This window comes from Nocardioides sp. NPDC127514 (genome assembly GCF_040302125.1).
Classification (GTDB): domain Bacteria; phylum Actinomycetota; class Actinomycetes; order Propionibacteriales; family Nocardioidaceae; genus Nocardioides.
In genome coordinates, this window is record NZ_JBEORF010000001.1 from 134882 (window position 1) to 149288 (window position 14407).

The window sequence follows — 14407 nt, forward strand, 5'->3', positions numbered from 1 at the left end:
TGGCTCCGTGCAGTTCGGCCAGTATCCCGCTCCACGCCACACGATCGCTCACCTCTCCGACACCCATCTCTACGCCGGTGACGAGCGGCGCATCTACGGCAAGGTGGACCCCGCGCCCGGGTTCGAGCGGGCTTTGGCGCGGCTGCGCGGGATGCCCACCCCGCCGCAGGCGATCGTCTTCACCGGCGACCTCGCCGACCTGGGCGAGCGTGGCGCCTACGTGCGTCTTCGCGAGCAGGTGGAGCCGGTCGCGGCCGAGTTCGGCGCGGAGATCGTCTGGGTGATGGGCAACCACGACGAACGCGAGGTCTACTCCGAGGTGCTCTTCGGCGAGGCCTCCGATGCCCCGCAGGACCGCGTCCACGAGGTCGCGGGCCTGCGGATCATCGCCCTGGACACCACCGTGCCCGGCTGGCACCACGGCGACATCGACGACTCGCAGCTCGAGTGGCTGGCCGAGGTGCTGAAGGAGCCGGCGCCTCACGGCACGCTGTTGGCGATGCACCATCCACCGGTGCCGCTCCCCCTCAACGACGCCAGCGTGATCATCGAGCTCGACGGCCATGACCGGCTCGCTCCGGTGCTGGCGGGCAGCGACGTACGCTCCATCTTGGCCGGTCACCTGCACTACTCGACCAACACCACCTTCGCCGGCATCCCGGTCTCGGTCGCCTCCGCGAGCTGCTTCGCCGCCGCCCCCGCGACCGCCGACCGGTTCTCCTCAGCCGTCGCCGGCCACCAGGCGATCTCGCTGGTCCACCTCTACGACGAAGGCGTCGGTGGCGTGCCCGGTGCCCCGGTCGTGCACACCACCGTGCCCACCAGCGAGTCCCCCGAGGTCGCCGGCTTCCCCTTCTCGGTCGTCGAGAAGCTGGCCGCGATGACCGTCGCCGAGCGCCGCGACCTCTTCTCCCGCAAGGGCAAGGCCGCTCGCGCCCTGCGGCGTCAGCTTCGAGACTGACCAAGGACGGCCTCGATCTCCGACTCGAGGCTGATGTGGGCGTACGTCCGGGCCCGGAACGATGGCTGTGACACGTCGACGACGACAGGAGCAGCCATGTCTCGGACCCTCGTCCGCACGGGCACCGCAGCGATCGCCGCGGTGCTCCTTCCCCTGACGGCCGTGCCGGCCGCGTACGCCCAGCCTGATCCCGATCCTGATCGCGGGCCTGCGGCCTTCGCGCCGGACCCGACAGCGCTGACCCGGGAGGCGACTGCGATCGCCGAGCGGGCAGCCGCCGACCGGAAGGGTCTCCGGGCGCGGTCGGCGACTCCGACCGCCGCCGACCTCGACGATGCCGTCGACGCGCTCATCGCCGATGGTGCCGTGGGCGTGACCGCCCGGGTGGAGACGCCCGGCCTGGAGTGGTCGGGGGCGGGTGGCGTACGCGAGGTCGGGAAGAAGAAGCCGGTCAGGCCCGGCGACCGGTTCCACGTCGCCAGCAACACCAAGACCCTGATCGCGACCCTGGTGATGCAGGAGGTCGAGCGCGGCGGCTGGACCTTGGACACGCCCGCCAACGACCTGCTGCCCGGCACCTTCCCCGAGGGCGTGACGATCAAGCACCTGCTCAACCACACCTCCGGTGCCCCACGCGGGCCCGAGGAGATCCTCTTCGACCGCGTGGAGGACCCGACCTCGTGGGACCAGCTGATCGACGCCCTCGGCCAGTACTACTCCGAGGCCGAGCACCTCGCCTTCATGCGTGGCGCGGGCTGGCTCTTCGAGCCCGGCACCGACTTCTCCTACTCCAACTACGGCTACGTCGCGCTCGGGGTCATGCTGGAGAAGGAGACTGGGGAGCGGATCGAGGATCTCGTACGCGACCGGGTGCTCGAACCCGCAGGCATGCGTCAGAGCGCCTACCCGACCGATGCCCGCAACCGCGGCCCTTTCCTCGAGGACGCCGGCCACTACGAGGGCCGCTGGCGGCCGATGACCGACCTGCACCCGAGCATCTTCCATGCCGCCGGGGCCGCGACGAGCACCACCGAGGACCTCGCGGACCTCAACGAGTCGCTGCTCACCGGCGAGCTGGTCAGCCCGGCATCGGTCGAGAAGATGCTGCCGCCGATCGCGGGCAGCGCCGACCCGGAGTACGGGTTCGGGATCTACCGGGTCGCCGACCCGTGCAATCCCGGCGAGTACCTCTACGGCCATGACGGCGCCCACATGGGTGCGCAGTCGATCAGCTGGGGCTCACCGGACGGCACCCGCCAGATCACGCTCGGCTGGACCGGTCGCAACTGGGACAGCACCGACCCGATCTACGACCTCGGCCTGCTCCTCGAGCCGATGCTGCTCGCGACCTGCTGAGCTGCCGGGCGCCGGTGTCGACACCGAGCTTGGTGAAGTTTCGATGGACGGTGGCCCGCCAAGGACGTTAGCGCTAACATTCCCCGCCATGCCGGCCGTACGCCATCTGCTCCTGCGGGCGTTCGTCGTCGCGACACTCGCCACGGTCGCCGTACCGCTCGCCGATGCCCCTGCCCGGGCGGCGACGAACATCACCGACAGAGTTCGGGCGAACGAGAACATCGAGCTGGCGGGCGATGCGACCATCACGCTCGGCGAGGGCGAGGAGATCGTCTACGGCGGCGTCATCTCCGGTGTCGGCACGCTGACGATCACCGGGCCCGGCAAGCTCACCGTCACGGCGGACAGCGACTTCCAGATCCCGGAGAGCCGCCGGCGGCAGCGGCTAGACATCCTGGGCGAGCAGAACCACCCGTACGCCACGGTGCGCGATCCCGATCCACCGGCCGTCACGGTCGAACAGGGCGCGACGTTCCAGTACGGCGACGGAACCGGCGGCACGACCGGCCGGATCGGCCACTACCCGTACGACTATCCGAACTTCGCTTGGAACGCCCTCAACCACCGTGTCGACGGCACGCTGATCGTCGCGGTCGCCGGGCCGTCGTACCACCCGGGCATCCTCTCCGGCGGCGGCGTCCTGAAGCAGCCCCGTTTCATCTGGGACGGTGTCGAGCTGGCCGGGGACCACCCGTTCTCGGGCATCATCGTCGACGGCACCTTTGCCAAGGCCAGCAGCCGGGAGCAGTACCGCACGTCCCTCCCGAACGCGAAGTTCGTCAACTACGGCACGTTCCAGGTGGACACGCCGCACGACTACGACACCGTCCTCGGGTTCGACGTCTGGTCCCGCGAGTGGGGGAACGACATCAACTTCTACGGCGCCCCGGACGGCAGCCGGGTGATCATGTCCGGCGTCTACTCGTGGAGCGACCAGGGCACCGAGACGGACCCGCGGCTCTCCGACCCGGGCTTCAACTGGCGGCCGGTGCCGAAGAACATCAACAAGCGCGGCGTGAACATCCAGGGCGCGATCGTCCAGTGGGGCGACGGCACGCACAACCGGTTCTTCCTGCCCGGAACACGCGACACCATCTACATCAACCTGTACTCGCGGCGGGCCCGCGGCCACCTCATCTTCGACTACAACGGGCCCGTCACGCTCGGCGCGCCGATCTCGGGCGGCGTCTTCCACGACACCATGGCCGCCGTCGCGGTCGGGGACGTCACCGTCGCCGGCACGCCGGGCAACGACGTCACCTTCGCCGACCAGCAGAACTACGACGGCACCACCACGATCGAGCGCAAGGCGAAGCTGCGGCTGGGGACCGGCAAGCCGGGCCAGGACTCCTGGCTGATCACCGGGACCGCGGGCTCGCGGATCGTCGACAACGGCAAGCTCGTCGTCCACAACGCGAAGCGGGCCGTCGAGCTCTCCAAGATCTCCGGGACGGGCTCCTTCCAGCAGGCCGGCCCGGCGCCGGTGAGGTTCACGGGCGATGTCACCTACACCGGTCGCACCACGGTGTCGGGAGGGAAGCTCGTCCTCGCAGGCGGGAGCCTGGCCAGCTCGTCCGGCGTACGCCTCACCAAACCGCGGGCGACCCTCGACATCGGCAGGGCGGGCGACCAGACCGTCAAGAACCTCAGTGGTGTCGCGGGCAGCGCCGTACGGCTCGGCGACTCCACCCTGACCGTCAAGAGCACCAAGGACACGACGTTCGGCGGCGCTGCCCACGGAGCCGGCGGCCTGGTGAAGGCCGGTACGGCACGGCTGTCGTACTCGGGCACCAGCAACGCTCGCGGCCCCTGGGAGGTCGATGCGGGGACGCTCGTGCTGAAGCAGGCGAAGGTCGCCGGGGACCTGGTCGTCGACACGGCGCTCGGCGTCAGCGGCCGAGTCGCGGTGGGGGGCGATGTGACGCTCCGTCAGAGGTCCACCCTTCAAGCAGGCACGGGCAGCTCCCTGGAGGTCGGCGGCGACGTCACCTTGGCGGGCGGCAAGCTCTCCATCGACCACGAGCGCGGCGCCGCCCTACCGCAGGAGATTCCGATCATCACCTCCCGGGGGCAGATCACCGGGACTTTCGCGGGCCTCGACCAGAGCGATCGGGTCGACGTCGGAGGCACCGCGTACGAGATCACCTACACCGACCACCGCGTCCTGCTCTCCACTGCAGAGCCCACTGCAGCCGCCGCGGAGAACGGCACCGCCGAACGCCCGTCCACCCCATGGATGGTCTACCTCGCGATCGGACTCGCCACGGCCGCGCTGGCTGTCGTCGCTTACGTCGTCGCACGACGACGCCGCCGAACCCCTCCGCCGGACGTCGCAGATCGTTCGTGACGCCAGGGCTGACGTCAGGGTCGCAGGATGCGACGCTCGATCGCCGTGGCGACGGCGCCGGCTCGGGTGTCGACGCCGAGCTTGGTGTAGATGTGGGAGAGGTGCGACTTGACCGTCGCCTCGCTGACCAGGAGCTCGCGGGCCATCTCCTTGTTGCCCAGCCCTCGGGCGAGCAGCCGCAGGATCTCGACCTCGCGCGGGCTCACCTTCGGCGACGGCGACGCGGCCCGCTGCAGTAGCCGGGTCGCGACCGAGGGCGCCAGCACGGTCTCGCCTCGCGCGGTGCCGCGGATGGCGCGGAACAGCTCGTCGGGCGGCGCGTCCTTCAACAGGTAGCCCGCCGCACCGGCGTCGACCGCCTCGAGGACGTCTGCCTCGGTGTCGTAGGTGGTCAGCACCAGCACGTGCGGCGGCTCCGGCAGGTCGCGGACCAGCCGGGTGGTCTCCGCGCCGCCCGGTCCGTCGCCGAGGCTGAGGTCCATCAGCACCACGTCCGGCCTGGTCTCGCCGACGACCGCGACAGCCTGGGCCGAGTCGGCGGCCTCGCCGACGACGTCCAGGTCGTCCTGGGCATCCACCAGGGCGCGTACGCCTGCCCGGACGACCGGATGGTCGTCCACCAGCACCACCCGGATGCGTTGCTCAGCCACGACGTTCCTCCCCCTGAGATGCTGCCTGTCCGGCCGCGAACGAGGCCGCGACCACCGTGCCCTCTCCCGGGGCGCTCTCGATGACCAAGTCTCCACCCAGCAGGCGGGCGCGAGCCCGCATTCCGGTCAGGCCGTGTCCGCGCAGCCCGTCCGTCTCCCGGAGCGCGGCCGGGTCGAACCCGGCTCCGTCGTCGCGTACGTCCAGGGCGACCCCGCCCTCGTGGAAGGTGAGGGAGACGACCGCCGTGGTCGCGCCGGCGTGCTCGGCGACGTTGGCGAGCGCACCCCGCAGGGTGCGTACGACGGCCGTCGCCACCCGGCCACCGACCTCGTGCGGGTCGCCGTGCACGTGGACCGGGACGCTGAGCCCGGTGGTGGCGGCGACGTCGTCGGCGACCTGGCGTACGGCGGTGGCCAGCGCCGATCCGCCGGTCAGCTCGGTGGGCGCGAGGTCGCGGACGACACGTCGCGCCTCGTCGAGCGAGGAGCGGGCCATGGTGGCCGCCTGGTCGACGTGGTCGCGGGCGTCGGCCGGGCGCGACTCCCACTCCTGGTCGGCCGCTTGGAGCAGCAGGTTGATGCTGGTCAGGCCCTGGGCGACGCTGTCGTGGATCTCCCGGCTCAGCCGCGCGCGCTCGGCCACGACACCGGCACGACGCTCGGCGTCGGCGACCTCGTCCTGGGCCGCCTCGAGCTCGTTGAGGAGCTGGCGACGGGTCGCCGCGTCGCGCTCGAGGGCGCGGTAGGCGGTCACCGCGAGCACGGCGACACAGACCGGTCCGAGAAGGACGGTCGGGTCGGCCAGGCCGGTCATCCGGCTCCAGGCCACCGCGACGACCGCGACGAGGAACACCGTGACGGCCACGGCCCAGCGGAACGGCAGCACCCGCAGGGCCAGGAAGACCAGCGGCACCGCGGCCCACGAGAACGACGGCGCGATCAGCGCCAGCACCGTCCAGCAGGCGATCACCGCGGCCAGCCAGACGACTGCGGCGGTGCCGGCGAGGCGGCGGCCCGCGGCGTACGCGATCAGGAGTACGGCGGCGCCGGGCAGGACCACCTCGGCCTGGTCGCCGAGGCCGTGGCCCTGCAGATAGCGGGCGACCGAGGCGATGACGAGCACCACCAGCGAGATGTGGAGCCAGCGGTCGAGCAGCGTCTGGCCGGCCAGGATCCCACCGGTGCGCGGGCTGGGCCCCGAGGTTGGCACGGTTTCGGTCGACATGGTCGTTCCAGGCTAGGCCGGTCGCGCGGCTCCGGCATCATCCGATCGGCTATCCGGGGTGTCGCCGAACGGCTATCCAGACGTCGCCGGTCACCCGATGTCTCGACCCCTCCCCGACGGCGATGGTTGATGCATCAGCTCGACCAACAGCACCGAACACCGGAGGAGCACCACCATGCGTACGTCCCGAATCGCCGCCCTCGCCGGCCTGGCCGGCATCGCCGCCTCGGCCACCCTGTCCTTCACCGCCCTCGGCATGGGCACCGCGGCCAGCGCCGCCGAGGGCGACGGCCGCCCGGCGAGCTACCTGCTCGAGGGCGACCCGTCCGCCCAGGGCGGCTCGAAGTTCGAGGGCATCGGCGTCGACCCGGAGTCCGGCAGGTTCTACGTCAGCGAGGTCACCGGCGGCGAGATCCAGCGCGGCTCGGCCGACCGCGCCCAGGCCGAGGAGTGGCTGGCCGGTGACGGCACCGACGGCCGCTACACCGCTCGCGGCATCACCGTCGACGACGAGGGCCGCATCTACATCGCCGGCGGCCCGAACGGCACCGGCAACGACCGCCCCGACCTCTGGGTCTACAGCCCCGAGGGCGAGCTGCTCGCCGCCCTCCGCGTCCCCGACAACGACGCGTTCCTCAACGATGTCGCGATCGGACCGGACGGCGCGGCGTACTTCACCAACTCCAACGACCCGACGATCATCCGGGTCGCCGAGGGAGCCAACGGCTGGGAGGCGACCGAGTGGGCCGACGGCAGCTCGCTGATCACCCGGCAGGAGGGCTTCAACCTCGGCGGCATCGTGCTCAGCCAGGACCGCTCCGCCTTCGTGGTCGCCCAGGGCACCACCGGGCAGCTGTGGCGCTTCTCCGTCGCGACCGGCGAGGTCAGCGAGATCGACACCGACGGCGCGAACCTGCGCAACGCCGACGGCCTGATCGCGCAGGGCCGCGACCTCGCCGTGGTCCGCAACTTCGACAAGCAGCTCGTGCACCTCGAGCTGAACCCGTCGGCGACCTCCGCCGAGCTCGTCTCCTCGCGCGCCACCGACCCGGACCGCGTCTTCACGACCGGCAAGCTGCTCGACGGCAGGCTGCTGCTGGTCGACAGCCACTTCGACGAGCAGACCGCGCAGGGACCGTACGAGATCGTCACCGCCAGGATGCCGCGATGACCAGTCCGCGCCTGCGGAGGTCGGCGGCAGCCTCCGTCACGGCGTCCGCGGTGCTGGCCCTGCTTCTGGCAGGCTGCGCCTCGGCGCCGGAGGAGGCCGCCGAGCCGGCCTCCCCCACCCCGTCCGCGTCCGCCGCGACCTCCGCGCCGGCGCGTAAGACCCTGGAGCCCGAGGAGCGACAGCGCATGAACGAGGAGCTGATCAAGGCCGCCTGGGACAACGACGTGGCCCGTGCCCGTCAGCTGATCCAGGCCGGGGCCGACGTCAACTACCAGGACGAGACCCAGCAGAGCGCCTACCTCATCGCCGCGAGCGAGGGCTACGTGGACCTGCTCGACCTGACCCTCCGCAACGGCGCCGAGATCAATGCCAAGGACTCCTACAACGGGACCGCGCTGATCCGGGCCGCCGAGCGCGGCCACGCCGACATCGTCGGGCGTCTGGTGCAGGCCGGGATCGACCTCGACCACGTCAACAACCTGGGCTGGACCGCGCTGCACGAGGCGGTCGTCCTGGGTGACGACGGCCCGGACGCGGCCGACACCGTACGGGTGCTCGTCGCGGCCGGCGTGGACATCTCGATCGAGGCGGGCCGGGACGGGAAGACCGCCCTGGAGCACGCCGAGGAGCGTGGTTTCGACGCGATCGTGTCGACGCTGCGTACGGCTGCTGCCGAGGTCGCCGACGGTGACCAGCAGCTCCTGCGGGCGGCGGCGTCGGGCGACACCGACTCGGCCGCGGCGGCCCTCCGTGGCGGCGCCGATCTGGAGACCAGGGACGGCAACCGGCGTACGCCTCTCCTGCTCGCGGTCACCGACGACCACCTCGAGACTGCCCGTCTGCTCGTGCACCTGGGTGCCGACCCGGACGCCCTCGACGGCCAGCACGACACCCCCTGGCTGGTCACCGGCGTCACCGGGAGCGTCCCGATGGCCGAGCTGCTGCTCAGCGTCGATCCGGACCTGACCGTACGCAACCGCTACGGCGGCCTCTCGATCATCCCGGCCAGCGAGCGCGGTCACGCGGACTATGTCGAGCGGGTGGCGAAGACGGCCATCGACGTCAACCACGTCAACGACCTCGGCTGGACCGCCCTCCTCGAGGCCGTGATCCTCGGCGAGGGGTCCGACCGCTGGCAGCGGGTCGTCCGCAGCCTGCTCGAGAACGGCGCCGACCCGAGCATCGCCGACCGTGACGGCGTGACCCCGCTCGAGCACGCCCGCAACCGCGGCTTCACCGAGATCGCTCGGATCATCGAGCAGCATGGCGGCTGACCTGCGGCTGTCCCACAGCTCGAGGCCCTTACCAGGCCCCCGCTGGTCGGGGCCTCGTCCGTCCCGCTCTTCTCATGTGACGCGGAAGACCGGCCAGCCGATCTCGGTGCGCCACGCAGCGGGATCGCTGGTGTCACGAGGGCCGACGACGTAGACCTCCCGCACCGGCCCGGCCACCGACATCGCGTTCTCCACCACCCAGGCCCCGAGCTCGCCGTACGTCACCTCGACACCGTCGTGCTCGCCGACATGGGTGGTGACGGCCAGCTCCGCCGCCGGGAGGGTCGCAGGGTGCACGCGTCCGGTGCGAGGTGGCTCAGCGGTCGGCAGATAGACGAGCGCGTGACCGCGCTCCTGCTCGAAGAGGGCGTTGTCGTAGCTGCCGCCCGGCGGTCCGGTCACGGCAGTGCCGACGGCCGCCTCCAGCTCGGCCATCGCGCCTGCGAACCAGGCCTCGACGTCGCGATGCTCGACGATGGCTTCCACCGCCGCGACCGTCCGGGCGGGCTCCGCGCGCAGCTCGACGTCGATCGGCGCGGGATCGGGCCGGAGCAGGCGGCGCAGCGACACGACCGCGGCCCGCGTGCGGTCGAGCTCGTCCTCGAGGCGTTGCAGGTGGTCCGCGATCAGGGCCGCCCGGACACCCGGGTCAGGGGTCCGCAGGATCCGCTGCACATCGCCCAGGGGGACGTCGAGCTCGCGAAGCCGGTGGATGACCTGTGCGGTCGGGATCTGGTCGACGCTGTAGTAGCGGTAACCGGTGGTCTCGTCCACCACAGCCGGATCCAGTAAGGCGGCCTCGTGATACCGACGCAAGGTCCGCACACTCAAGTGGGTCAACCGCGAGAACTCCCCGATGGTCAGCACCCCCTCATTGTGAACGCTCCCCCTGGGGGAGAGTCCACCGCTTGACCCTCCCACGCCGAGAGGCCAGATGGTGGGCTCATGACACAGCACACCGATCTTCCGTCCGACCTGCTCCCGACCATCGTGCGCGAGTTCCTCGCCGCCCACGTCGCCCGCGACGCCGACACCGCCTCGTCCTACTTCGTCGAGGATGCGGTGGTCGTCGACCAGGACGAGACCTTCCGCGGCCGGGAGGACGTCCACGCGTTCCTGCGGGGCGCCGGGTCCGAGTTCGAGTACACGACCGACCAGATCGGCGCTCGCCGCGTCGATGACACCCACTGGGTGGTCACCGTGCGGCTCGAGGGCACCTTCCCGGGAGGCGTCGCCGAGCTCGACTACCGGTTCGCGCTGCGGGATGGCCTCGTCGCCGAACTCGTCATCGCCAACCACCCAGCCTGACCGCACCCACACCACCTCGATCTTCGACAAGGAGAGAAATGTCCATCTCAGATCGCGACCGTCTCGATGGTCGCCGGGCCCTGGTCACGGGCGGCTCGAAAGGCTCGGGCAAGGCCGTCGTGGAGAGACTGCGAGAGATGGGTGCCGACGTGTACGTGACGGCGCGCACCATGCCCGACGGGTACGAGCACCCTGACCGGTTCATCGAAGCAGACATCCTGACGGCAGCAGGCACCGACGCCGTGGCCGCTCGCATCGCAGAGGCCGGCGCACTCGACATCCTGGTGCACGTCGCCGGAGGGGCGTCGACGCCGTCCGGTGGATTCGCGGTCATCACCGACGACCAGTGGCTCACCGAGCTGAACCTCAACTTCCTGGGAGCAGTACGGCTGGATCGAGCCCTTCTACCGGCGATGATCGAGTCCGGGTCGGGCGTGGTCCTGCACGTCACCTCGATCCAGCGTGAGCTGCCCCTGTACGACGCGTCCTTGGCCTACGCAGCAGCGAAGGCCGCGCTGCGCACGTACAGCAAGGGACTTGCCAACGAGCTCGCACCACGCGGCGTACGGGTCAACGCGATCAGCCCCGGCGGAATCGAGACCGAAGCCTACGAACGGTTCGTGGACCGGATCGCCGAGGGCAACGGACTCACCCGTGAAGCTGCCAAGCAGACGATCTACGACTCCCTCGGAGGAGTACCCCTGGGACGGTTCGCGAGCACCGAGGAGATCGCGGACCTGGTCGGATTCCTCGTCTCGGACCGCGCCTCGGCGATCGTCGGCGCCGAGTACGTGATCGACGGTGGCACCGTCCCGACCGTCTGAGCACTCGCGATCACCCCGCTGATCGGCCGCCGGTCGGTGCCTCGTCCTGGGTGAACGTGAGCTGCTGGACATCGATGTAGTCGGCGGCGAACCCGGCGCGGGTGTACTCCAGGTAGAAGTGCCACATCCGCATGAACGTCTCGTCGAACCCGAGCGCACGGACCTCCTCGGCGTGCTCCCACAGCGCGTGGTCCCACCGCCGCAGGGTCTCGGCGTAGTGGGCACCGAAGGAGAGCCGGCTTCGCAGCCGAAGCCGGGTGTGCTCCTCGGTGACGCCGGTGATCGCCTCGGTCGAAGGGAGCAGGCCGCCGGGGAAGATGTACTTGGTGATCCAGGTCTCGGTGTTGCGGGTCGCGAGCATCCGGTCGTGCGGCATGGTGATCGCCTGGATGACCGCGGTGCCGCCCGGGGCCAGGACCTCGTCGATCTTCGCGAAGTAGACCGGCCAGAACCGCTCCCCGACCGCCTCGATCATCTCGACCGAGACCACCGCGTCGTACGTCCCCTCCACGGCTCGGTAGTCGCACAGCTCGATGTCCACCCGATGGTCGAGACCGGCCGCGCCGATCCGGCGCCGGGCCAGCTCGGCCTGCTCGACGGAGAGGGTCACCGAGGTGACCTGGGCGCCCCGGGCGGCGGCCCGCAGGGCCAGCTCTCCCCAGCCGGTCCCGATCTCGAGCAGCCGGGTGCCCGCTCCGACTCGCGCCTCGTCGAGGATCCGATCGATCTTGCGGTGCTGGGCGAGCGCCAGGTCCTCGGTCGAGGGCAGCGAGGAGAAGAGGCCCGCCGAGTAGCTCATCGTGGGGTCCAGGAAGAGCGCGAAGAAGTCGTTGGACAGGTCGTAGTGGTGGCCGATGTGCTCGCGGGCGTTCTCCGGGGTGTTCAGGTCCTTCGCCCCGCGGCGCCGCTCGTAGACGCCGCGCAGCCGCTGTGCCCACCCGGGCAGCAGACCGTCGAGATCCCGGCACAGCACGGTCAGCGTCTCCCCGAGCTCCGGCGCGTCCCAGGCACCGGTCAGGTACGCCTCGCCGAAGCCGATCAGCCCGTGCCGGCTGAGCCTGGCGTAGAACTCCTCGGGACGGTGCAGCACGATGTCGGCGGGGCTGCCGTCCTCGCTCACCCTGATGCCGAGCCGCTTCGTGGCGGCCCGGAACACGGCCGCAGCGGCAGCCGCGGTGCCCCGGGCGACCAGGCCGCTGGGCGCTTCCTGCAGCATCGGCCAACGCTCACCCACCAGGGGCTGGGCGGTGGGGGCTTCGATGGTCTTCATCGGACTCCTTCTTGGTGGTGCAACGGCCGTCTGTGGACCGGCAGGCGTCGTAGCCACAGCGCTACGCCGTGGATGCGGATCCAGGCCGCGCCGAGAATCGCGGCGGGAGCGGATCGGAGCGTGTCCCCGAACCGCCCTTCGACCCGGGAGCCACGGACGGAGGCGTCGAAGACGGTCCCGTCCTCGGTGGTCAGCCGGACGGCGACCCGGAGTCGCCCGTCGGGTGGCGGCACGGTCAGCTCGTAGTGGCCGTCCACGCCGTGGAACGGCGAGACGTACATCGCCTTCGCGACCTGCGCCCGGTGCCGTTCGTCGGGGTGGACGAGGTACGCGTGTCGGTCGCCGTAGGTGTTGTGCACCTCGACGACGGTGGCCAGCGGCTCCCCGGAGGCCGCGGTGCACCAGTAGACACTGATCGGGTTGAAGCTGAACCCGAGGGCTCTCGGCTGCGCCGCCATCAGCACCCGCGCGTCGGCCAGGTCGATGTCGTGGCGCTTCAGGAACGCGGCGAGGTTCTCCCGGATCGAGAGCTCGGGGTCGCCCAGATGGTCGCGGGCCTCGAAGCGGCCGAGTGGCCCGCGATCGGGCAGCCGGTCCAGATCGACCACCTGCCAGTGGGAGCGGTGCACGAACCGGTTCCGCAGCGGCCCCCGCCGGGTGTGGCTGATCGTCGTGCGATACACCCCGGTCGCGTCGTCGGGCCGCTCCGTCGGGGTCGTCCAGGACAGTCCCAGCCGCTCGGCCGCACGGGCACCGGAGCAGGCGCCGTCCTCATGGAACCCCCAGCCTCGCCAGGCGCCGGCGAAGACCAACGCGTCGGAGTCCAGCTCGTCGGCCCGCTGTTGGGCGGCGACCGATTCCGGGGTGTAGAGCGGATGCTCGTACTCCATGGTGGCGATGACCGTCTCCGGGTCGATCAGGTCGGCCCCACCGAGCGTGACCAGATGACGTACGCCTCCGGGAGCCGGCAGCCGCATCAACCTGGTCAGGTCGTAGGTGACCGTGACCTGACCACGGCCCGGGCGCTCCAGGTAGTTCCACGACGAGCGGACGTGCTCGCTGTCCGGCAGCAGGCTGGTGTCGGTGTGCAGCTGAGCCTGGTTGGCGGAGTACGGGAACCCACCCAGGATCTCCCGCTGGGCCGCCGTCGGCTCGCCGAGCATCGCCAGCGACTGTCCCGGATGGGTCGCGAGCACGGCCGCGTCGAAGAGCTCGGTGCGCCCGTTGCCGTCGGTGATCTCCACCCCCGCGCCGGTCTCGACCACGTTCACCACCTTCGTCGAGGTCAGCACCCGGCCGCCGCGGTCACGGATCGCGGCGGCGACCCTCTCGACGTACGTCGCCGACCCGCCGGTGACCGTGCGCCAGCGCGGCGAGCCGAAGATCTGCAGCATCCCGTGGTGGCTGAGGAACTCGAAGAGATAGCGAGCCGGGTAGCTCAGCGCCGTGGCCGGGTCGCAGGACCACACCGCGGCGACCAGCGGTGCCATGAAGTGGCGGCGGAAGTGCGGCGTGAACCCGTGCTCGTCCAGGAACGCCTCGAGGGTGCGGTCGTCGGGCTCACCGCCGGCGAGCAGCGCCCGGGCAGCCCGGTGGAACCGTGGGATCTCGGTGAGCATCCGCAGGTGCGCCGGACGCCACGCACGGCGGTCGGGCAGCACCCCGCGCAGCCCGCGCGCGCCTGCGTACTCCACCTCGGCGCTCTCCGAACGTACCGACATCGACATCTCGGAGACCTGCGTCGGCACGTCGAGCTCGGCGAAGAGCCGGAGCAGGGTCGGATACGTACGCCGGTTGTGCACGATGAACCCGGTGTCGATCGCCAGCTCGCTCCCGTCCGGCGCGGTGACGCGGTGGGTGTCGGCATGGCCGCCCAGCCGGTCGTCGGCCTCGAAGAGGGTCACCACGCTGTCGCCGGAGGCGACGTAGGCCGCGGTCAGGCCGGCCACACCGCTGCCCACCACCGCGATCCGGCGGCGTTCGTGGTCGGCGCTGCTCATCGGGCTCCTCGGGTCGAAGTG

The 14407-nt window shown here is 71.0% G+C and carries 12 protein-coding genes; 7 read left to right on the top strand and 5 right to left on the bottom strand.

The genetic code is table 11. From position 1 onward, the window contains the following. Positions 1-7 precede the first annotated feature (7 nt). The 3 genes from ABTX24_RS00655 (at position 8) to ABTX24_RS00665 (ending at position 4664) form a co-directional block, all read left to right on the top strand. A complete protein-coding gene (locus tag ABTX24_RS00655; RefSeq protein ID WP_350836678.1) occupies positions 8-961 on the top strand; it encodes a metallophosphoesterase in 954 nt (317 codons plus the stop codon). A 96-nt stretch (positions 962-1057) separates the two neighbouring features. Further along, the gene (locus ABTX24_RS00660; protein ID WP_350836679.1) at positions 1058-2317 is read left to right on the top strand and encodes a serine hydrolase domain-containing protein; all 1260 of its coding nucleotides are present in this window, start codon (positions 1058-1060) and stop codon (positions 2315-2317) included. 88 nt (positions 2318-2405) lie between these two features. Further along, the gene (locus ABTX24_RS00665; RefSeq protein WP_350836681.1) at positions 2406-4664 is read left to right on the top strand and encodes a hypothetical protein; all 2259 of its coding nucleotides are present in this window, start codon (positions 2406-2408) and stop codon (positions 4662-4664) included. Between the two features lie 14 nt (positions 4665-4678). Here ABTX24_RS00665 and ABTX24_RS00670 read toward each other — a convergent pair whose 3' ends face one another. Together ABTX24_RS00670 and ABTX24_RS00675 are read right to left on the bottom strand one after the other, a co-directional pair. Further along, positions 4679-5314, bottom strand: coding sequence for a response regulator (locus tag ABTX24_RS00670; protein WP_350836683.1), 636 nt, complete (start codon positions 5312-5314; stop codon positions 4679-4681). Next, positions 5307-6539 carry a sensor histidine kinase gene (locus ABTX24_RS00675; RefSeq protein ID WP_350836685.1) on the bottom strand — a complete coding sequence of 411 codons (1233 nt, stop codon included), beginning with the start codon at positions 6537-6539 and terminating at the stop codon, positions 5307-5309. The genes ABTX24_RS00670 and ABTX24_RS00675 overlap by 8 nt, the downstream gene beginning before the upstream one ends. A 175-nt stretch (positions 6540-6714) precedes the next feature. Here ABTX24_RS00675 and ABTX24_RS00680 point away from each other — a divergent pair, with 175 nt between their 5' ends. Further along, positions 6715-7710 carry an SMP-30/gluconolactonase/LRE family protein gene (locus ABTX24_RS00680; protein WP_350836687.1) on the top strand — a complete coding sequence of 332 codons (996 nt, stop codon included), beginning with the start codon at positions 6715-6717 and terminating at the stop codon, positions 7708-7710. Next, the gene (locus ABTX24_RS00685; protein ID WP_350836689.1) at positions 7707-8984 is read left to right on the top strand and encodes an ankyrin repeat domain-containing protein; all 1278 of its coding nucleotides are present in this window, start codon (positions 7707-7709) and stop codon (positions 8982-8984) included. Before ABTX24_RS00680 ends, ABTX24_RS00685 begins: the two co-directional genes overlap by 4 nt. A 72-nt stretch (positions 8985-9056) precedes the next feature. Here ABTX24_RS00685 and ABTX24_RS00690 read toward each other — a convergent pair whose 3' ends face one another. Further along, positions 9057-9905: a MerR family transcriptional regulator gene (locus ABTX24_RS00690; RefSeq protein ID WP_350836691.1), complete on the bottom strand. Its 849-nt coding sequence runs from the start codon at positions 9903-9905 to the stop codon at positions 9057-9059. A 24-nt stretch (positions 9906-9929) separates the two neighbouring features. Between ABTX24_RS00690 and ABTX24_RS00695 the strand changes: the two genes are divergently transcribed. Together ABTX24_RS00695 and ABTX24_RS00700 are read left to right on the top strand one after the other, a co-directional pair. Continuing rightward, a complete protein-coding gene (locus tag ABTX24_RS00695) occupies positions 9930-10292 on the top strand; it encodes a nuclear transport factor 2 family protein (RefSeq protein ID WP_350836693.1) in 363 nt (120 codons plus the stop codon). A gap of 38 nt (positions 10293-10330) precedes the next feature. Then, a complete protein-coding gene (locus tag ABTX24_RS00700; protein ID WP_350836695.1) occupies positions 10331-11116 on the top strand; it encodes an SDR family oxidoreductase in 786 nt (261 codons plus the stop codon). 10 nt (positions 11117-11126) lie between these two features. Here ABTX24_RS00700 and ABTX24_RS00705 read toward each other — a convergent pair whose 3' ends face one another. Both ABTX24_RS00705 and ABTX24_RS00710 read right to left on the bottom strand, forming a co-directional pair. Beyond that, positions 11127-12386: a class I SAM-dependent methyltransferase gene (locus ABTX24_RS00705; RefSeq protein WP_350836697.1), complete on the bottom strand. Its 1260-nt coding sequence runs from the start codon at positions 12384-12386 to the stop codon at positions 11127-11129. Then, positions 12383-14386 (bottom strand): FAD-dependent oxidoreductase, encoded by a 2004-nt coding sequence (locus ABTX24_RS00710; RefSeq protein WP_350836699.1) that lies wholly within the window; start codon positions 14384-14386, stop codon positions 12383-12385. Before ABTX24_RS00710 ends, ABTX24_RS00705 begins: the two co-directional genes overlap by 4 nt. Positions 14387-14407: the final 21 nt, after the last annotated feature.